Source organism: Pleurocapsa sp. CCALA 161 (genome assembly GCF_003003995.1).
Lineage (GTDB): Bacteria > Cyanobacteriota > Cyanobacteriia > Cyanobacteriales > Xenococcaceae > Waterburya.
The window spans coordinates 1-21,731 of sequence record NZ_PVWF01000020.1 but is presented as its reverse complement, the minus strand read 5'-3'; the positions used below and the strand labels follow the sequence as shown (position 1 = coordinate 21,731).

Here is a 21,731-nt window from a genome sequence, read left to right as displayed (position 1 = left end):
TCATGAATTGTATGTATTGCCGATCTCAATTTTATTAATTAGTTTGATTTAAGAAAATGATTGTCGCCAATTATCGTAATAATACTCTTGCTCCTGAAGAATTATTTTTTCACAAAGTTTTTTGGTCAAACCAATTAGCTGGAGAACTAGCAGAAACAAGTTGTATCCCTGATTATATTAGAGCTAAAAATTCAACAAAAATAGATTCTCAATTTATTTTTGAGCTTCCAGTAGATTTATCAAACAAGATTACTAAAATAACTCAAGGTTCTGATTTTTCTATTTATTTACTGCTTCTAACAAGCTCAGTTATTTTTCTCCATAAATATTTTGATCGCGATGAAATTATTATTGGTTCACCCAGTTATCAAACTCTAAATGATAATGTTATACCACTACGTTTTAAGCTCGATCAACAACTTACTTTTAAAGAGATTTTAGAACGAGTTAAAGATACTACTATTAAATCTTATAGTTATCAACATTATCCATTGACAGATTTAGTTCGACAACTAAAAATATCCGAGCAAGCTAATAGATGCCCAATTTTCGATCTGGTAATTGCTTTAGAGAATATCCATCGGCTGAATACTCTAGAAGCAATAAACAACGACATTATAATTACTTTTACTGTTGAAAATAATCATATCAAAGGAAAAATATTATATAAAAGCTCGTTATTTAAGCAACAAACTATCGAATTATTTGGTAAATATTATATTAATACCTTAGTAGCCAATATCAACAATATTCATAATTGTCAAATATCGAATTTTAGCTTAATTACAGAAGGCGGTCGCACCCAAATATTACAAGAGTTTAATCATAATAGTCGAGAATATCCAGTTACCCAAACTATAGATAGTTTATTTGAAGTACAGGTAAATAAAACACCAGATCGCATTGTAGTCAGCTATAAAAAAGATCGTTTAACCTATCAAGAACTCAATCAAAAAGCGAATCAATTAGCGAGATCGCTGAAGCAATTAAAGATCCAGCCAGGAGAATTTATTGCTGTTGTCAAAGCGAGAGACATTAATTTTCTAATCTCAATTTTGGCAATTTTAAAAGTAGGTGGAGTTTATGTACCAATTGATAGTACTTATCCTGCTGAAAGAATTAAATATATGCTTACCAATAGTCAAGTGAAGACTGTTCTAAGTGATGCAGATAGTTTAGAGTCCTTAAACGAATTAATTATAGATTGCCCCGAAGTTAAGAATCTAATTTGTTTGGATGAAGACAAGGAGACGGGGAGACGAAGAAACGGGAAAATTAATTATGTTTGGTTTTCTTCAGAAGTAGGTAATTCAGATAATCTTAATTTAGAGCGAAAGGGAACAGATTTAGCATATACCATCTATACTTCTGGCTCAACAGGCACGCCCAAAGGAGCGATGATTAGACATGGCGGGGCGATTAATCATATCTATGCTCAGTTTGAGGCTTTAAACTTAACTCAAGATTTAACTTTCCTCCAAAGTGCGCCCGCTTCTTCTGATATTTCTGTCTGGCAATTTTTAGCACCCATTCTGATTGGCGGTAAAACTATTATTGTCGATACGGAAACCATCTGCGATCCCGAAAAGTTATTTCAAACGATTCAACAAGAAAATATTACTTTGCTCGAATTAGTACCAGTGGTACTCAAAGATTTACTAGAATACATTTCCAACCTAGTCCCTGAAGTTAGCCAATTACCATGTCTGCAATGGATGATGGTAACGGGAGATTCGGTCTCAGTAGATTTAGTTAATCAGTGGCTAAGTTTATATCCTACTATTCCCATTGTTAATGCTTATGGCCCTTCTGAAGCTAGTGACGATATTACTCAAGCAATTATTGAACAACCCTTGCCAGCCAATCAACGTACTGTTCCCATTGGCAAACCATTAGCTAATCTGAATCTATATGTTCTGGATAAAGATTTACAAGTATTACCTATCGGCGTACCAGGAGAAATTTGTGTATCGGGTTATGGAGTCGGGTTGGGTTATTGGCGCAATGAAGAAAAAACCCAAGCTAGCTTTATACCCAATCCCTTTCCTGAAACTGCTAAACCGTTACCAGGAGTCGAGACAGATTTACTGTACAAAACAGGAGATAAGGGGCGATGGTTGCCCAACGGTTCAATTGAATACCTTAGTAGAATCGATAACCAGGTTAAAATTCGCGGATTTCGGATTGAACTGGGTGAAATTGAAGCAGTTTTAAATCAACATCCAGAGATTGATATAGCAGTTGCGAACGTTCTTAAAGATGATTCAGGAGATAAGACTCTATTAGCCTATGTAGTACCTAAAAACATCAGCCTGGTAAACGATAGCCAACTTATTCTACAGCTACGCCAGTTTCTCGAAACAAGATTACCCCAGCAGATGATTCCCTCCGCTTTGATGTCTTTACCTGTCTTACCCCTTACCCCAAGTGGCAAGATAGATAAACGAGCCTTACCTGAAATTCAAGATACTCCCAGAGAATTTATCCCACCCCAGACAGTGACGGAAAAAACCGTAGCAATTATTTGGCAAGAGGTATTAAAGCGATCGCAAATCAGTGTTGATGATGACTTTTTCGAGCTGGGGGGACATTCTTTGTTAGCCACCCAAGTTATATCTCGCTTAAGAGAGCAATACCAACAAGAAATACCTTTACGTAGTTTATTTGAAGAACCAACAGTAGCTAAGTTAGCTACTTATCTTGACAGTATGCAAAGCCTACAACAATTACAGACTATTCCCACTGATATAGCAAGCGACCGCGAGGAAATTGAGCTATGAAAAGCATTAATGAGTTGTTGCAACTTAGTAGATTAAATGTATTTTGAATAGAGTTCCTAGGGAAAATAAATCAAGGAAATAGAAGAAAAAGAACAATTTAGTCAACATAATCTGAGGTAAGTATCATGTCTTTAATAAGCCGTTATTCTCAATACGATTCCCTCTCTCCTGTTTACCATGACGGGAAAGCTAATAATGAAATTATAATACCAATTTTAGACAAACTACTTTTGCAATATCTTCCCAAAAAAGCACAAATTTTAGACCTTGGTTGTGGTGAAGGAAGCTTAATGAAAGAACTAATAGGAAAAGGGTATCAAGCTACCGGAATAGATGGCTCAGAAGGTATGTTATTAAAAGCTCGTGAAAATACATCCGATGGTTTCTACATTTTAGATGACTTACGCTCTTTTAAATTAACACCAACTTTTCATGCAGCTATTTCAATATCTGTCTTCCTTCATATTATGACGTTAGAGGAACTAATATCTGTCTTTCAAAATACCTATAATGCACTCCTAGAAAATGGATGGTTTGTATTTGAATTAGAAGATGAAGAAGTTTACAAATTGGATTTAGGGAAGGATAAAGTAGAAGTTAATTCTACAAATGATTCTGCTTGGATTATGCGTAAAAACTTTAATGTAAAAAGCAAAACTGCTCAACATCATCATATTGTGTTTCGATTAATCGAAGGAGAATGGCAACGTTCAGAAGTAGTTTTATCAACAAGAGCTTTTACTAAATTAGAAGTTCAGCCTGCTTTAGAAAAAATAGGATTTACGATTGTCAATATATATGATGTAGAAAGAGATTTAGCCATAAATGATCTGAATATGGCTGGAACAAAAGTATATGTTTGTCGTAAGCTATAAAAAAGTTCTACTATAACTGCAATGTCAAACTGTTAGATACTAATTACCAAAAGTTTTGCTAAACAATATTTTCGATAACTGATAGTTTTATTTTGTAAATGTTTATACAAAACTTAGTATTATTTTACATCTTATAAAAATTATTTGAATTATATTTTTTAGCTCTAAGCAATCACGAAAACTAAATAAATATCTGAAGTTTATATAACTTTTATTTCAAACTCAAACTCAAAAAACAACAATGAATTAAATATTTCTCAAATGAAAGAATCAAAGATAAAAAGGTAAGAGGAAATTGAGCTATGAAAACCATTAACGAGTTGTTATCCCATCTCAATAGTTTAGATGTCAAACTCTGGACTGAGAGTAGCCCAGAAGCTACTTCAGAGGTGCGCTTACGCTGCAATGCTCCTAAAGATGTACTCACCCCAAACTTAAAAACCGAACTAGCCCAACGTAAAGCAGAAATCTTAGAATTCTTGCTTCAGCTTAACCTGTCTTCAACTCCCATTCAACCCTTTTCCCGAACTGGTAATATCCCTTTATCCTTTGCTCAACAAAGGTTGTGGTTTCTCGATCGCTTAGAACCTGGCAACCCTTTTTATAATCAACCTTCAGCTTGGCGTTTAACTGGTGAACTTCAGGTTGCGGTATTAGAACAGAGCTTACGGGAAATTATTAGACGACATGAAATTTTAAGAACAACATTTACTACAGTTACAGCACAAACCATTCAAATTATTAAGTCGGAAGTAGATTTTCAGCTTTCAGTCATCGACTTAACCAATTTATCCCCAACTCAAAAAGAAAGAGAAGTAAAACAATTAGCCCAGCAAGAAGCAGAAAAACCATTTAACTTAGAACAAGATTTATTACTGCGAGTTACTCTGCTTAAATGCGGTTGCCAAGAACATACAATTTTATTTACTACCCACCATATCGTTTCGGATAATTGGTCAACAGGCATCTTAATTCAAGAAATAGCGACTCTCTATCAAGCCTTTCTATCAGGGAAACCGTCCCCTTTACCAGAATTATCAATTCAATATGCCGACTTTGCAGTTTGGCAGCGCCAATGGTTACAAGGAAAAGCGCAGTCAACCCAACTTAATTACTGGAAACAGCAATTAGGTAGTAATCCCCCGATCTTAAACCTACCGACAGACTATCCTCGACCAATTAAGCTTACTTATCAAGGCTCTAACCAATCTTTCACTATTTCTCCATCTCTAACCCAGGCTCTTAAAGCTCTTTGTCAGAAAGAAGGAGTTACCCTGTTTATGCTGTTGCTAGCAGCTTTCAAAGTTTTACTGCATCGTTATAGCCAGCAAGAAGATATTCTAGTCGGCACTCCCATAGCCAATCGTAACCGTGCTGAAATTGAAGGTTTAATTGGTTTCTTTGTGAATACCTTAGTATTGCGAACTAATATAGAAGGCAATCCTAGCTTTAAAGAGTTACTGCAAAGAGTCAAACAAGTCACCCTAGGAGCTTATAGCAATCAAGATTTACCCTTCGAGCGACTCGTAGAAGAACTAAAACCAGAGCGTCATCTCAATCGCAATCCTTTGTTTGATGTTATGTTTGCCTTGCAAAATGCGCCAGAGTCCGAACTAACATTGCCAGGATTAACTTTAAGTTCAATTAGCGAAGAAGGTCAAACAGCCAAATTCGATCTCAGCCTGTATATGTTTGAATCCCCTTCTGGATTAGCAGGAGTGTTTGAGTACAGCACCGACTTATTTAAGCCTAGCACCATCAAAAGAATGGTAGAACATTTTCAGGTGTTATTGAAGGCGATCGCAACTCAACTAGAAACATCAGTATTACAATTACCCTTATTAACTAAAGACGAAACACAGCAGTTATTAGTAGAGTGGAATGACACAGAAGTTGATTATCCTCAAGACAAATATATCCACACCTTATTTGAAGTCCAGGTAGAGAAAACACCAGATGCTATTGCAGTTATTTTTGAAAACCAACAATTAACTTATCAAGAATTAAACACTAAAGCCAATCAATTAGCACACTACCTGCAAAAACAAGGAGTCAGACCAGAAGAAAGAGTTGGAATTTGTCTTGAGAGATCCCTCGAATTAGTAATTGCGCTTTTAGCCACTCTTAAAGCAGGAGGAGCATACATTCCACTCGATCCTAGTTATCCTCTCGAGCGATTAGCTTTCATGTTAGAGAACTCTCAAGCTTCGATTCTAATTACTCAACAGTTCATTCAAGAAAAGCTTCCTCCTCATCAAGCTCAAGTAGTTTTTTTAGAACGAGAGCAAAAGCCAAACGCAGAAGAGAGTAAAGCTAACCCTAATTGTAATCTGAGTCTAGATAATCTGGCTTATGTAATTTACACTTCTGGTTCGACAGGTAAACCCAAGGGTGCAATGAACACCCATCGAGGTATTTTAAATCGCTTACTGTGGATGCAAGATGCTTACCAACTAACAACAGTCGATAGTGTATTACAAAAAACTCCCTTTAGCTTTGATGTCTCAGTCTGGGAATTTTTCTGGTGCTTGATGGTGGGTGCGCGTCTAATAGTAGCTAAACCTGAAGGACATCGCGATCCTAACTATTTAATCGATTTGATTAGAAAAAACAACATAACTACCCTGCATTTTGTTCCTTCGATGTTAAAGGTATTTTTAGAAGCAGAAGGATTAGAACATTGTCGATCTCTAAAGCGAGTTATTTGTAGTGGCGAAGAACTATCTTTCCCTCTACAACAAAAGTTTTTTGCTCGGCTAGACTGTGAACTATACAATCTTTATGGACCAACAGAAGCAGCGATCGATGTCACTTATTGGCAATGTCAACCAGAATGTCAGGATAGTTCGCGATGCGAAGCGAGTCCTTTAGGGCCAACTGCCCTTACTACAATTCCTATTGGTCGCCCTATCGCCAACACACAGATATATATTTTAAATCGAGATTTACAACCCGTGCCGATTGGAGTAGGAGGAGAGTTACATATTGGTGGAGTAGGGTTAGCTAGAGGGTATTTAAATCAGCCCGAATTAACCAAAGAAAAGTTTATTGAAAATCCATTTAGCAAAGGAAGGCGACTATATAAAACTGGAGACTTAGCTCGTTATCTATCCGATGGTTCAATTGAATATTTGGGAAGAATCGATAATCAAATTAAGATTCGGGGTTTTCGGATTGAATTAGGAGAAATTGAAGCAGTTGTAGCAAAACATTCAGCAATTAAAGATTGTGTGGTTATCCCTTGGGGAGATCAAACTGGAGATAAAAGATTAGTTGCTTATTATCTTGCTCAGGAACAACTAGATAGTCAACAATTACGGGAATATCTTAAGTCCAAGTTGCCAGATTATATGATTCCTGCTGCGTTGATGGAGTTAGAGGCTTTCCCGCTTACTCCTAGTGGAAAATGCGCTCGCAACTCGTTACCGATTCCTGATTTATACTGGTATCAAAATCAGGAAACTTATATTTCACCTCGCACTCCTCAAGAAGAAATCATTGCTAATATCTGGCAAGAAGTGTTGAATTTAAAGCAAGTAGGTATTGATAATAATTTCTTTGAATTGGGAGGACATTCTTTACTGGCGACTCAAGTTATCTCCAAGATACGTCAGAGTTTATCTACCGAGTTACCTTTGCGTTGTTTGTTTGAACATCCCACCGTAGCAGAATTAGCCAAACAATTAGACAGCAGTATCGCAGCAGAAATACCACCGATCACGCCTGTAGCTAGAGAGGGAGATTTGCCTTTATCTTTTGCTCAACAACGCCTTTGGTTTCTCGCTCAATTAAAACCAGATAGCCCTGCCTATAATATTCCTGAAGCTTTACGTTTGCAGGGCAAATTAAATATAGATGTTTTAATTCAAACCCTCGAAGCAATTATTGAGCGACACGAAATTCTACGCACTAGCTTTCAAATAGTTACTGATGAACCAATACAGGTTATTCATCCTGAAATTAATTTTCAACTACCTATAATCGATTTGACCAATTTACTCAAAACGGAACGAGAACAAGAAGTCACCAAACTCGCCGAACAAGAAGCATTAAAACCATTCTGTCTAGAGCAAGATTGCTTATTGCGAGTTACCTTAATTCGACTTAGCGATATAGAACACATCATCCTTTTTACCATGCACCATATCATTTCTGATGGTTGGTCTACAGGTATTTTAGTTCAAGAAGTTGCCACACTTTATCAAGCCTTTTTATCTGGCAAACCATCACCTCTGCCAGAATTACCAATTCAATATGCAGATTATGCTGTTTGGCAACGAAATTACTTACAGGGAGAAGTTTTAGATCGGCAATTAAATTATTGGAAGAGCAAGTTAGGTGGTGAATTACCGATCCTTAAACTGCCAATTGCTAATCCTCGACTAAATGTTAGAACTTTTCGCGGCGGACAACAACCTTTTGTAATTGCCAAAGCTTTGTCTGATGAGTTGAAAAACTTCAGCATCAAGCATGATGTAACTTTATTCATGACATTACTCACAGCATTTCAAACTTTACTCCATTGGTATACAAATCAAGAAGATATGCTTATCGGTACTGATATTGCTAATCGTCATCAAAGTGAAATTGAAAATTTAATTGGCTTTTTTGTTAATCAATTAGTCTTACGTAGCGATTTTTCTGGAAACCCAAGCTTTCCAGAATTGCTAACAAGAACACGTCACGTAACTTTAGATGCTTATGCTAATCAGGATTTACCTTTTGAAAAGTTAGTAGAAGTCTTAAATCCAAAACGAAGTTTAAGTCACACACCATTATTCCAGGTCAAAATAATTCTTCAGAATACTCCTATATCATCTTTAGAATTGCCTGGTTTAATAATAAGTTCGATAGATCTCGATAAAAAGATAGCAGAGTACGATCTGCTTCTAGATTTAGAAGATACAGAGGCAGGATTAAATGGTCTACTAAAATATGATACGGACTTATTCAGCGATCGCAAAATAGCCGAATTGCTGACAAATTTAAAACTAATACTATCTACAATTGCTCGGCGACCAGAACTACAATTAGGCGAACTTAAATCTATTTTGAGTTGTGCAGCAAAACAACAGCATCAATCCCAGGAGCATGAATATCAAATAGCCCTAAGCCAGAAGCTAGGGAAGGTTCAACGCAAGTCTTTAATGTAAGTAAAATTTGGATAATTAGATTATGAAAACTGAAATTTCTAAATTCAGAAAAATTAATCGAAAACCGATTAATTCGTCTCCAGAAAAATTAATTAAAACAGAATTTTTGCATCGTGAAAAAGAATTTCCTTTGGTTATTAAACCTATTATTAAAGGCTTAGATCCGATCTCATGGGGGACTAAAAATCGAGAATTTGTCGAAAAAAACTTACTAAAGTATGGAGCAATACTATTTCGCAATTTTGAAATTGAAACTGTCGATAAATTCGAGCAATTTATTGCAGCTATTTGTCAGCCAGCTTTAGAATATAAGTATCGAGCCTCACCTCGTACTCAAGTTAGTGGAAACATTTATACTTCCACCGATTATCCCGCAGATCAAAGTATTTTTCCTCATAACGAACATTCTTACTCCCCTACTTTTCCTCTGAGAATTTTATTTTTTTGCTTAACTCCAGCATCAGCAGGAGGAGAAACTCCAATAGGCAGATGTCGCAATATTTTACAGCAGATAGATCGTGACATTCAAGAACGCTTTCAAGCAAAAAAAATAATGTATCTGCGAAATTTTGGCGATGGTTTTGGTTTACCTTGGCAAACTGTTTTTCAAACAACTGATAAAACCAAAGTTGAAGCCTATTGTCGTCAAAATAATATTCAATGGAAATGGAAAGGAGAAGAAGGTTTGAGAACTAGGCAAGTAGGATCGGCTTTTGTTTCTCATCCTCAAACAAAGGAAAAAGTTTGGTTTAATCATGCTACTTTTTTTCATGTCTCTACTCTTAAACCGCAAATTCGTGATGCTTTATTTTCTGGATTTAAAGAAGAAAATTTACCCACTAATACCTATTATGGTGATGGTTCTCCCATTGAAGCTTCAGTTTTAGATCATCTTCGTAATGCCTATCAACAAGAAATGATCACTTTTTCTTGGCAAAAAGGAGATGTTTTATTGCTAGATAATATGCTAGCAGTACATGGACGTTACCCCTATCAAGGTGTTCGTAAAATTGTAGTAGGGATGGCACAAGCAATTAATAGCAAAGACGTAGCAGTTAAGTAATAATCGAACCATGTTAACAGAAATAAAAGAAGGATTTAGACTGTCATTACAACAAGAATATTTATGGTCGTTACATAAAGATAATGATTCTCAAAATTATCGCGTTCAGTGCGCTATTTTAATTGAGGGAAACTTGAATATTCAAGTTTTAAAAATGGCTTTAGAAAATATTGTTAATCGATACGAGATTCTGCGGACAAACTTTCGTTATCTTCCTGGAATTAGTATTCCCGTTCAGGCGATCGCGGACGATTTAGATGGTTTAACTTTACTCGAAAAATTCTACGATTTAAGAGATCTTACTCCTCAAGCACAAGAGCAAGAAATTGAAAATGTTTTAGCAACAACTAAAAATTTACCTCTTGATTTTGAGCAAGAATCGATATTTAATACGTGTCTAGTTACTTTATCTAAGCAACGCCATCTATTAATAATAAATACTTCGGCGATGCTAGTCGATTTGAGCAGTATCCGCAATTTGATTCGAGAACTGAGTCGTTCTTATTCAGCCTGTTTGCAAGGGGAAAGTATATCAGAACAGCCTTTACAATATGTAGATTTTGCTGAATGGCAAAACGAAATTTTGGCAGCAGCGGAAACAGAAATTGGTCGAGAATATTGGAGCAAACAAGATTTTTCTACTTTGGGACATCTTAAGCTACCTAGAGAAAGTCATCTTAGGCATAAATTAGAATTTTCACCTCGCCTATTTACTACTAAAATTACTAAAAATACAGCTAAAAAAATTAGAAAAACTGCCCTAGATTACGATACTTCTGTTGCCAATTTTTTATTGGCTTGCTGGCAAACTTTACTCTGGCGTTTAACTAAACAAGAAAATATTATTATTGGTATTGCTTGTGCTGGTAGAGAATATCCAGAACTGAAAGACACAATAGGATTATTTGCCAAAAATTTACCTCTGCATAATCATTTAAATGACCATCTTAGCTTTAGTCAAATTGTGCAAAATATCGAGGAATCTTTAGCCGAAATATCTCGATGGCAAGAATGTTTTGATTGGCAAGAAATCATTGATAATACTCAACAATTTAATTTCTGTCTAATTGGCTTCGATTTTGAATCAGAAGCTATCAAATATTGTGAAGATAATCTTTCTTTCTCTCTCTATCAACAATTTACCTGTACAGATAAATTTGAAGTTAAGTTGTCTTGTCGCCCCCAAGATAATTCTGTAGTTACTGATTTTTATTACGATTCAGCCCAATTTACTTTAGAAGATATTAAGCGATTACAAGATCAATTTTATCTGTTAGTAGAAAGTGCTGTTGAGAATCCAGAAGCAAAGATCGACACTTTAAATATATTAAGCGATCGCGCTAGGAATCAGTTATTAGTTGAATTTAACCAAACCCAAGCCGATTATCCGACAGACAAATGTATTCATCACCTGTTTGAAGAACAAGTGAGATCGACACCAGATAATGTTGCGGTGGTGTTCGACGATCAACAACTTACCTACAAAGATCTTAACCAACGCGCTAATCAACTGGCACACTATTTACAAAAACTAGGATTACAACCAGGAACATTAGTCGGAATTTGTGTCGAGCGATCGCTTTTAATGCTCGTGGGTATTCTGGGTATTATCAAAGCAGGTGGTGCTTATGTCCCAATAGATCCAACCTATCCTCAAGCAAGAATCACTTGGATTTTAGAAAATTCCCAGACTCCATTTTTACTAACTCAGCAATTATTGTTAGAAACCTTATCTCAACATCAACAAGTTCCTAAAATCTGTTTGGATACAGACTGGGAAACAATTGCTAATCATAATCAAGAAAATTTAGCCCTAGATTTAATCCCTAACAATCTAGCGTACATTATTTACACTTCTGGTTCGACAGGTAAACCCAAAGGTGTTCGGATTAATCATCGAAATTTAGTCCATTCTACTTGCGCTCGTATTAGCTATTATCAACAACCTGTAACTCGCTTTTTATTGCTTTCATCCTTTGCCTTTGATAGTTCGGTTGCTGGTATTTTCTGGACAATATGTCAGGGAGGAACACTATACTTACCGGAAGCAGATTTACCGCGAGACATACCCAAGTTAATCGAGTCGATTGATCGCGATCACATTTCTCATCTACTCTGTCTGCCTTCTTTATATGCTTTGACCCTCCAGGAGTCGAAGCCGCAAGCTCTCCAATCGTTACAAACCGTCATTGTGGCAGGAGAATCTTGTACTCAAGAATTAGTCAAACGCCATTTAGCCAAACTACCAGAAACTAATCTATTTAATGAATACGGACCAACTGAAAACACTGTCTGGAGTAGCGTCTATCACTGTCAATCTGAAATACCTGGGCGAATTCCCATTGGTAAACCAATAGCTAATGTTGAGATCTATATCCTTGATTCTCTGCTTAATCCAGTTCCCATTCAAGTTCCAGGGGAAATTTATCTTGGCGGGACAGGAATAGCTCAAGGCTATCTCGATCAACCACAACTTACAGCCGAGAAATTTATTCCTCATCCGTTTAGTCAGGATCTAGATGCGCGTTTATACAAAACCGGTGACTTAGGGCAATATTTGGCTGATGGAAATATTGAATTTCTGGGGAGGAGCGATCGCCAAGTAAAAATTAGAGGTTATCGGATTGAATTAGAAGAGATTGAACTAACCCTAAATCAACATCCAGATTTACAAGAAAGTGTAGTTGTTGTCAGAGAAGAGCAAACTAATTATCAAAGTTTAGTTGCCTATGGTGTTCCTCATCAAGAATCAGCACCAAGTATTGAGGAATTACGCTATTTTTTGCAAGAAAAGCTGCCAAATTACATGATACCGTCTGTATTCGTGTTACTAGACAATTTACCATTAACTCCTAATGGCAAAATAGATCGTCAATCCCTACCCAGACCAGAACAGGTGCGATCGCATAATTCAGGAATTTTTGTTGCTCCTCGCACTCCGATCGAAGAAATATTGGTTGAAATTTGGCGCGATCTCCTAAAAGTTGAGCAAATTAGCATTTACGATAATTTCTTTGACTTAGGAGGACATTCTTTACTCACGACTCAGCTACTCGCCAAAATCAGAGAAACTCTTCAGATAGATATATCTTTACGCAGTTTACTAGAAACACCTAGAATAGATAGTCTGGCTCAAAATATCGCCAGAGTTATTCATCCAGAAAATAACGATTCAACTCAGCCTCAAACTCTAATAGATTTCAAAACTGAAGCGATGCTTGACCCCACAATTCAACTAACAAGTCACCCCGAAAATCCAGGTGCAGTTGTTACTGACGGTACTTGTATCTTGTTAACGGGAGCAACAGGCTTTTTAGGAGCATTTTTACTTTACGAACTTTTGCAACAAACAGAGGCTGAGATTTATTGCTTGGTAAGGTGTTCAAATTTTGAGGCAGGCAAACAAAAGTTACGGGACAGTTTAGAATCCTATTACCTGTGGGATGAATCTTTAAGTTCGAGAATTATTCCCTTACCAGGAGACTTATCAAAGCCACTTTTGGGTTTGGAAGCAACGCAATTTCAAGAGATCGCCAGTAAAATCGATGCTATTTATCATAATGGTGCTTGGGTTCATCATATTTATCCCTACTCGATCCTCAAAGCAACTAATGTCTTAGGTACTCAAGAAGTTTTGAGATTAGCTAGTCAGATTAAAGTCAAACCCGTACATTTCATCTCTAGTTCTAGCGTATTTTCATCTCAAGCTCATTCAGGAGTGAAATTAATTCGAGAACAAGATGAACTTAACGATCGCTTAATTCCTGAAGATGGCTATAGTCAGACTAAGTGGGTTGCCGAAAAGTTAGTCACCATTGCAGGAGAAAGAGGTATTCCTGTCAGCATTTATCGACCATCACGCATCTCAGGACATAGCCAAACTGGAGTCTTTAACCAAAATGACTTTTTATCTAAATTAATTTTAGGCTGTATTCAACTAGAAGCTGCTCCAGACGAAGATATCAAGGAAAACATCGTTCCTGTAGATTATGTCAGTAAAGCGATCGTTCGTTTATCAAGCAAAAAAACATCTCTGGGAAAAGCTTTTCACCTGGTTAATTCACAAACCTTACACTCAAATATGTTGATCGAACAAATTCGTTCTCTTGGTTATTCACTAAAGACGATTGATTATCAACAGTGGAGATCGCAATTATTACAGATTACTAAAGGTTCTGCCCAACATCCTTTATATTCATTAATACCTTTTTTCCCTGCTCAGGAAACGGCAGAAAAAATACCCACAGCAAGTTTAGAGTTCGATTGCCAAAATACTCTCTATGGACTTGAAGGTAGTTCTATTATCTGCCCACCAGTGGATCAAAAACTGCTGCATAAATACTGTTCTTACCTAATTCAACAAGAAATTAAATCATAGAGGAGGTAAAAATTAAATGACTACTACAGAATTTAAGTCACAAAAAGATTTGCTATCAAATTCACAACAATCCACAACAGCATCATCAACCATCGAATTAAATCGACATCAACAAAAGTATCTGGAAAACTTTATTACTCGCTATAACCAGCGCACAAAAACATCAAAACAACTTTCTCAAACCTATCGCCCAGTCCTGGCTGACAATAAAAACTTAGGGAATTTTAGTTTGCTTTTGAAGGAAATCTATTATCCCATTGTGGCAGAGCATTCTTCGGGTTCCAAAATGTGGGACGTTGATGGTAATGAATATATAGATCTAATGATGGGATTGGGCATCAATCTTTTTGGTCACAATCCTCCTTTCATCAAAGAAGCACTAACAAAACAACTAGAAAAGGGAATACAAATTGGTCCTCAATCAGAATTAGTTGGTGAGGTAGCAGAGTTAATTTCTCAACTAACAGGAATGGAGCGAGTTGCTTTTAGCAATACGGGAACCGAAGCAGTAATGACGGCTATTCGTTTAGCAAGAGCAGTTACAGGTCGCACTAAGATCGTTATCTTTTCAGGCTCTTATCATGGTCATTTCGATGGCACTTTAGTCAAAGGACAAAGAACAAACGGAAATATCTTAACTTTACCCATAGCTCCTGGAATACCATCTAATTTTGTCAAAGATGTTTTAGTGCTAGATTACGATAGCCCTCAATCACTAGAAATAATTCAAGCTTACGAACAAGAACTAGCAGCAGTTTTGGTCGTACCCGTGCAAACGAAAAGACCAGCTTTACAGCCAAAAGCTTTTCTTCAGCGACTCAGACAGTTAACCACCAAATTGGGAATTGCCCTAATCTTTGATGAGATGGTCACTGGTTTTCGGATACATCCTGGTGGCGCACAGGCATATTTTGATGTGGAAGCCGACATTGCAACCTATGGCAAAATTGTCGGTGGCGGTATGCCTATCGGTATTATTGCGGGGAAAGCAGTCTTTATGAATGCCATCGATGGAGGGATGTGGAATTATGGAGATAACTCTTATCCTCAAGCACAAAAAACATTTTTTGCTGGTACTTTCTGTAAACATCCTTTAGCTATGGCTGCTGCACGGGCTGTCCTGAGACATCTGCAAACTGAGGGAGAGACTCTGCAAGCAGATTTGAATCAACGTACTTCTAGATTTGTCGAGACTCTGAATAGTTTTTTTGAAAACAATGCAATACCTTTGAAGATGGCTAATTTTGGCTCCTTGTTTGGCTCTGCTGCCATAGAAGATGAGAACGAAGATTCCGAACCAGATTCGGCTATTGATTGCTGTATGGAGTTATTACGCTATAACTTACTCGATCGAGGAATTCACCTTTTAGGAGCAAGTGGTTATTTATCTGTAGCTCATACTCAAGAAGATATTGAGCAAATTCTCCAAGCTATTCAAGACAGCTTAACCGAGCTTGGTCAAGGAGGATTTTTAGGCTAACTAAAATAACAAGGTTCAATTTCAATAAGAGCAAGAGAATCACAAAAATGGCAAAAGTAACTAGAGATGCAAAATAAATTTCAGCAATTCCTCAAAGTTAAACCCAAAGCGATTGAATTACCCTCTTCTAAGAAATTAATTAAGACAGATTATCTACAAGCAGGGCAAACTTTACCTTTAATAATTACCCCTGCTGTAAAAGATATCGATATAATTGATTGGATTAAAAGCAATCGTCAATTGCTAGAAGATCGATTACGCCAACATGGAGCAATTCTATTTCGTGATTGTAATCTCACTTCAATTGCCGATTTTGAAAATTTAGCACAAGCTATGTGTCCTAGTCTCTTTGGTGATTATGGAGATCTACCGCGCACTGAGATTAGCGACAAGGTTTACGGTTCGACTCCTTATCCTGCCGATCAAGCTATTTTATTTCATAACGAAAGTTCTCACTTAAATTGTTATCCTCAAAAAATTTGGTTTTTCTGCGTGCAACCAGCACAACAGGGAGGAGAAACACCAATTGTCGATTGTCGTCAAGTTTATCGACTCCTCGACCCTAAATTACGAAAAAAATTAGTGCAAAAGCAATTAATGTATGTTCGTAACTATATTGAAGGTTTAGATGTCAGTTGGCAAAACTTCTTTCATACCGAAGATAAAGCAGTAGTTGAACATTACTGTTATGAATCTAAAATTGAGTTTGAATGGTTACCCAACAATGCTTTAAGAACTCGTCAAAAACGACCTGCGATCGCCAAACATCCATTCACAAAAGAAGCAATATTTTTTAATCAAATTCAACTGCACCATATATCCTATTTAGATATCAAAATCAGAGAATCTTTAGTATCAGTATTTGGAACAGAAAATTTACCTCGCAATGTTTATTATGGTGATGGTTCTAGTCTAGAAAACGAAGAAATTGTAGCAATTAATCGAGCTTATCAAGAAGCTAAAATTAGTTTTTCTTGGCAAAAAAATGATGTGTTAATGCTAGATAATATGTTAGCTGCTCATAGTCGTAATACTTATCAAGGTGAGCGCAAAATTGTCGTCGCTATGGGAGAAATGATTACTTCTAATTAAGTGTTCTCTAAAGAATAAAAATAGTAACTTTTAAACAGAAAAAATTATGGCATTTACGCCGACCAATATCTGTTGCCTCGATCCCTCTAAATCCAATGATTCTGCTTCCCTACGTCTATTTTGTTTCCCCTATGCTGGTGCAAGTTCTTACTCTTTTCGTTCTTGGCTTGACTATTTACCTAAAACAATCAAAATTTGTCCGATAGAATTACCTGGACGGGGAATTAAGATCGAGCAGAAACCCTATCAAAGAATCGAACCTTTAGTCAAAGCGATCGCACTAGAAATTCTACCTTATCTAGATAAACCTTTTGCTTTTTTTGGTCATAGCATGGGAGGTTTGGTGAGTTTTGAACTGGCTCGTTTTATTCGTCGCCAATACAATTTAGAACCAGTTCATTTATTTATTTCTGGTCGTCGAGCGCCTCAAACTAAGAATTTTAAACCGCCAATTCATAATCTCCCAGAAGCAGATTTTTTACAAGAATTACGCCAACTCAACGGTACTCCGGAAGAAGTATTGAATAATCATGAGTTAATGGAACTATTAATGCCAATTTTACGGGCATATTTTACAGTTTTAGAGACATATATTTATTCTGATGAAGCTCCTCTAAATTGCCCAATCTCTGTTTTTGGTGGGTTACAAGATAAAGAAGTCTCAATAGAACAGCTTGAAGCTTGGCAAGCGCAAACTTGCAATTCTTTTGATTTAAAAATGTTACCTGGAGATCATTTCTTTATTCATTCGTCTCAGTCTTTTCTTCCAGAATTAATTCAACAATTAAATGTCTATCATTAACCAACAAGTTAACTTGAATAATTATCTATTTTTAAAAAATCAGCCGAGCAAAAAAGATTTTGTTCGCTCCTTTAAATCAATTTTATTTGTTACGGGTCTACTTATAGCTTTATTCATCGGACAAACAAGTTTACTAAGTAATACCAAAAGTACGGAAATTCTCTGGGATAACTATGGTATTCCTCATGTCTATGGAGTCGACGTTCAGGGTGCATTTAGAGCTTTTGGTTGGGCGCAAATGCAGAGTCATGGCGACCTAATTTTGCGTCTTTACGGTCAAGCTAGAGGGCGTGCTGCCGAATACTGGGGCGAAGATTATCTAGAATCAGATCAATGGGTTGTCACGATGGGCGTTCCCGAACGAGCAACAACTTGGTATCAAGAACAGAATAAAACTTTTCGCAACTATTTAGATGCTTTTGCTGCTGGTATCAATAGCTATGCACAAGAACATCCTGAATTAATTGACGATGAAGTTGAAGTAGTATTGCCAGTAACAGGAGAAGATGTTCTGGCGCACGTTCATCGAGTACTTAATTTTACCTTTGTGGTAGATCCAGCAACAGTTGCCGACTTAGGTAGCCAAGGGAAACAATCAAAACCAGAACAATCTAAAGGTTCTAATGGTTGGGCGATCGCGCCGAATCATTCTACTAGTGGTAATGCCATGTTACTGGCAAATCCCCATTTGCCTTGGTCAGATTTATTCCTCTGGTATGAAGCACAAATTACCGCCCCTGGAATTGATGCCTATGGTGCAACTTTAGTCGGTATTCCCGTTCTGGCGATCGCTTTTAATAATAATTTAGGCTGGACTCACACGGTCAATACTTTTGATGGTTGGGATCTCTATGAGTTAACCCTCTCTGGCGACGGATATTTATTTGATGGTGAAGTACGTAATTTTGCCCAAAAAACTGCTGAAATTAAGGTCAAACAACCAGATGGCACCATGCGATCAGAGAAACTTACCATACAAAGCTCTATTCATGGTCCAGTCATCAAACAAGAACAAGGGAAAGCCTTAGCCTTAAGAGTTGTCGGTTTAGATCGCCCTGGGGTACTAGAGCAATGGTGGGATATGGCAAGAGCTAATAACTTCAAACAGTTTGAAGCGGTACTGAAACGCCTACAGCTTTCCATGTTCACTATCATGTATGCCGACCGTGAGGGGCATATTATGCACCTATTTAACGGTCAAGTTCCCATTCGCTCTCAGGGAGATTTTGCATATTGGTCGGGTATTATTCCTGGTGACACCTCAGATACCTTATGGACTAAAATTCACCCTTACGAAGATTTACCCCGTATCGTCGATCCGACTAGCGGTTGGCTACAAAATGCCAACGATCCGCCCTGGACGACTACTTTTCCGACTGCGATCGCTGCCAAAAATTACCCTGCTTACATAGCACCCCAAGGAATGGATTTTCGACCCCAACGTTCTGCCCGTATGCTAGCAGAAGATTCTAAAATCTCTCTTGAAGAAATGATTGCCGATAAACACTCAACCCGTATGCAAACGGCTGATCGCCTCCTCGATGATTTACTCCCTGCATTACGAAGAGAAGGTAGTCCCTTAGCTTTAAAAGTAGCTGATGTATTGTCAAACTGGGATCGACAAGCTAATGCCGATAGTCGGGGAGCAGTATTATTTGCTGCTTGGTTAGAAGAAACTGACTTTGATACCTTGTTTAGTAAGCCCTGGCAAAAAAAATCTCCTCTTACTACCCCCGATGGTTTAGCCAATCCTCAACAATCAGTAGCAACACTCTTAGCTGTAGCTACCAAAATCGAACAAGACTATGGCGCAATCGATGTTCCCTGGGGTGAAGTGTTCCGTATGAACTACGGCAATGTAGATCTCCCTGCTAATGGTGGACCAGGAGATTTTGGGATCTTTCGAGTAGTTAATTTTGCCCCGGGGTCAGACTCTAAACATTTTAAAGGCTTTGATGGAGATTCTTTCGTCGCTGCTATTGAGTTTTCTCAACCAGTCAAGGCAATGGCACTAACTACCTATGGTAATAGCACTCAGTCAAATAGTAACTCTAGCGAACAATTAAAATTATTTTCTCAAAAACAGTTGCGTCCCGTCTGGTATTCACGTCCAGAAGTGGAGGCTAATTTAGAAGAACGTAAAGTCTTTCAAAAAAACTAGACGTAAAAATGGACATTACTGCCAATCTCAACAATAAAGATCGCGCTCAATGTTGTCTCCTGGATTATTTTCCCAGCGATCGCCAACATGGGCATAGATCGAAGTAGTTCTGGGGTCAGCGTGACCCAGCAAATCCTGTACCTGTCTCAAATCTGCACCAGTTCTTAATGCCAACGTACCAGCAGTATGTCTCAAGCTGTGGGCAGAAAGGATTCGACCAGGAGTATATTTAAGATTAGTGGCAACTAAATAACCATCAATAATTGCTCTGATGCTCCGTCTAGATAGTTGTTTACCTTTACTATTGTTACTTAAGGATACAAAGACAAAATCAGTAGGTTTAATTTTTCTTCTTAAAACGAGTTGCCTTACCTCTAAATATTCATCTAATTGAGTAGTCAAGTTATCTGTTAAAGGAACAACTCGACTGGCTCGTTTTGCCGATACCTTTAGTCCTGTTTTAATGCCCTGCCTAACAATATCTTCTATTCTGAGTTGGTGCATCTCTACTGTTCTGCATCCTTCTAAACTCATGATGCCAACCAAAACGCGATCGCGCATCAGTACTAGTTTTTGTTTGTTTGTTTTAGCTTGAACTAATTGAAATTGAATATGGTCGAGTAGAAATTTTAATTCATCTACTTCCATAAAAGTAATCCGAGCAGCAGGATCTTTTCTGTCTTTGGGTGCTTTAATCTTTTGGGCGGGATTACTTTTAATCAATCCATGACTTGGCGAAAATAGAAGGTTCGTGCAACGAAGTGCAGCCTCAAAAAAAGTGTGATTTTTTATACCATTTTTTGGTTTGATTGATAAGAAATACAAATATTAACTTTGCCTAAATTGTCTCCTTCTAGGCAAAGTATCATAAAGAGATAAACACCAGCATGAGGACTTGACCCATGCTACAAATCACCGCCCAACTTCCCTTTTCGGCAAAGTTTTCTCCTCCACCGAAAAAAGCATCAACCAGAGAAAGAGAATACCTGCGTACTTCGGAAATTAATGCCATGATTCGCGCAGCCAAAAAAGTAGGTCGTCATGGCATCAGAGATGGGGGAATTATTTTACTGATGTTTCGTCATGGATTGAGAACGGCTGAATTAGTAGCTCTTAAATGGACTCAAATAGATTTAGCTAGTGGTTACATCGAAGTCCATCGAGTCAAACATGGTCACGACAGTATTCATCCTTTGCGTTCTCCCGAAATCAGAGCTTTACGCCAAATCCAGAGAGATTATACTGATACGAGCTATGTATTTGTTTCCGAACGCAAAGCCGCTCTCTCAACTCGTTCCATTCGCCACATTGTAGCCAGAGCAGGAGAAATAGCTGGTATTCCCTTACTCGTTCACCCTCATCAACTGCGCCATGCGTGCGGATACTATCTAGCTGCCCAAGGACATGACACCAGAGCGATTCAGGATTATTTAGGGCATAAAAATATTCATCATACAGTCCGCTATACTCAGATGTCACCCCGAAGGTTTGAGAATTTCTGGATGGATTAGACCGATTCTATGCCACTAATGGTTGCGCTAACCTCTCTATTCTCTCCTTCATATCTAACTTAAACAAGCCATAAGGATTCACATGACTAAAAATCAAAGGAGTAATAGCCTGTAAATCCCTCGCCGTCAGCCTCTTCGACCAATGCTCCTGCGCCAGTACGCTTTGAATCATCAAGGTATTTACATACACCAAACAAATCTGTAACAGGTGCAAAGATAATACCGATAGTTCTTGACTCTCCAAGCGATTAGAAGCAAACTCACCACCTTTACCGTAGAAGATAAAGTCATTAACCCCATTCCATCTCTCTACCACATTTAAACCTTCATTAATCTCTCGGCGTATGGCTTCTGAATCGACGTGAGTTCGACAAAGTTAGAAAGTAGCAGAAGGTAGTGCCAATAATTCTTTCGGCTCTAGATCGAGAGAAGGTTT

Annotated in this window: 10 protein-coding genes and 2 pseudogenes; 10 read left to right on the top strand and 2 right to left on the bottom strand. The window is 37.5% G+C overall.

Annotation, left to right across the window (positions count from 1 at the left end):
* The first annotated feature begins 56 nt into the window (after positions 1-56).
* The 9 genes and pseudogenes from C7B62_RS06980 (at position 57) to C7B62_RS06940 (ending at position 19,784) form a co-directional block, all read left to right on the top strand.
* Positions 57-2,780, top strand: coding sequence for an amino acid adenylation domain-containing protein (locus C7B62_RS06980; RefSeq protein ID WP_106234002.1), 2,724 nt, complete (start codon positions 57-59; stop codon positions 2,778-2,780).
* Between the two features lie 125 nt (positions 2,781-2,905).
* On the top strand, positions 2,906-3,655 hold the full coding sequence (locus C7B62_RS06975; RefSeq protein ID WP_106233999.1) for a class I SAM-dependent methyltransferase: 750 nt from the start codon (positions 2,906-2,908) through the stop codon (positions 3,653-3,655).
* 302 nt (positions 3,656-3,957) lie between these two features.
* Positions 3,958-8,808: a non-ribosomal peptide synthetase gene (locus C7B62_RS06970; RefSeq protein WP_106233996.1), complete on the top strand. Its 4,851-nt coding sequence runs from the start codon at positions 3,958-3,960 to the stop codon at positions 8,806-8,808.
* Positions 8,809-8,830: 22 nt separating this feature from the next.
* The gene (locus C7B62_RS06965; protein WP_106233994.1) at positions 8,831-9,871 is read left to right on the top strand and encodes a TauD/TfdA family dioxygenase; all 1,041 of its coding nucleotides are present in this window, start codon (positions 8,831-8,833) and stop codon (positions 9,869-9,871) included.
* Between the two features lie 10 nt (positions 9,872-9,881).
* The gene (locus tag C7B62_RS06960) at positions 9,882-14,249 is read left to right on the top strand and encodes a non-ribosomal peptide synthetase (RefSeq protein ID WP_106233992.1); all 4,368 of its coding nucleotides are present in this window, start codon (positions 9,882-9,884) and stop codon (positions 14,247-14,249) included.
* A gap of 16 nt (positions 14,250-14,265) precedes the next feature.
* Positions 14,266-15,729: an aspartate aminotransferase family protein gene (locus C7B62_RS06955; RefSeq protein ID WP_106233989.1), complete on the top strand. Its 1,464-nt coding sequence runs from the start codon at positions 14,266-14,268 to the stop codon at positions 15,727-15,729.
* A 75-nt stretch (positions 15,730-15,804) separates the two neighbouring features.
* Positions 15,805-16,821: pseudogene (locus C7B62_RS06950) on the top strand (TauD/TfdA family dioxygenase); the annotation flags it as partial.
* A gap of 46 nt (positions 16,822-16,867) precedes the next feature.
* Entirely contained in the window at positions 16,868-17,623 is a 756-nt protein-coding gene (locus C7B62_RS06945) for a thioesterase II family protein (protein WP_106233984.1), read from the top strand.
* Positions 17,610-19,784 carry an acylase gene (locus C7B62_RS06940; RefSeq protein ID WP_106233982.1) on the top strand — a complete coding sequence of 725 codons (2,175 nt, stop codon included), beginning with the start codon at positions 17,610-17,612 and terminating at the stop codon, positions 19,782-19,784. Before C7B62_RS06945 ends, C7B62_RS06940 begins: the two co-directional genes overlap by 14 nt.
* A gap of 27 nt (positions 19,785-19,811) precedes the next feature.
* On the opposite strand, the gene C7B62_RS06935 is transcribed toward C7B62_RS06940, so the two are convergent.
* A complete protein-coding gene (locus C7B62_RS06935; protein ID WP_233219848.1) occupies positions 19,812-20,507 on the bottom strand; it encodes a tyrosine-type recombinase/integrase in 696 nt (231 codons plus the stop codon).
* Positions 20,508-20,686: 179 nt separating this feature from the next.
* On the opposite strand from C7B62_RS06935, the gene C7B62_RS06930 reads away from it, so the two are divergent.
* Positions 20,687-21,295: a tyrosine-type recombinase/integrase gene (locus C7B62_RS06930; RefSeq protein ID WP_106233979.1), complete on the top strand. Its 609-nt coding sequence runs from the start codon at positions 20,687-20,689 to the stop codon at positions 21,293-21,295.
* A gap of 7 nt (positions 21,296-21,302) precedes the next feature.
* On the opposite strand, the pseudogene C7B62_RS06925 reads toward C7B62_RS06930, so the two are convergent.
* Positions 21,303-21,653: pseudogene (locus C7B62_RS06925) on the bottom strand (Tn3 family transposase); the annotation flags it as partial.
* Positions 21,654-21,731 lie beyond the last annotated feature (78 nt).

Bases quoted from the DNA above. Each gene is read 5' to 3' on its own strand.
- C7B62_RS06960 (WP_106233992.1), top strand. From the start codon at position 9,882: ATGTTAACAGAAATAAAAGAAGGATTTAGACTGTCATTACAACAAGAA.
- C7B62_RS06930 (WP_106233979.1), top strand. From the start codon at position 20,687: ATGCTACAAATCACCGCCCAACTTCCCTTTTCGGCAAAGTTTTCTCCT.
- C7B62_RS06955 (WP_106233989.1), top strand. From the start codon at position 14,266: ATGACTACTACAGAATTTAAGTCACAAAAAGATTTGCTATCAAATTCA.
- C7B62_RS06945 (WP_106233984.1), top strand. From the start codon at position 16,868: ATGGCATTTACGCCGACCAATATCTGTTGCCTCGATCCCTCTAAATCC.
- C7B62_RS06940 (WP_106233982.1), top strand. From the start codon at position 17,610: ATGTCTATCATTAACCAACAAGTTAACTTGAATAATTATCTATTTTTA.
- C7B62_RS06970 (WP_106233996.1), top strand. From the start codon at position 3,958: ATGAAAACCATTAACGAGTTGTTATCCCATCTCAATAGTTTAGATGTC.
- C7B62_RS06965 (WP_106233994.1), top strand. From the start codon at position 8,831: ATGAAAACTGAAATTTCTAAATTCAGAAAAATTAATCGAAAACCGATT.
- C7B62_RS06980 (WP_106234002.1), top strand. From the start codon at position 57: ATGATTGTCGCCAATTATCGTAATAATACTCTTGCTCCTGAAGAATTA.
- C7B62_RS06975 (WP_106233999.1), top strand. From the start codon at position 2,906: ATGTCTTTAATAAGCCGTTATTCTCAATACGATTCCCTCTCTCCTGTT.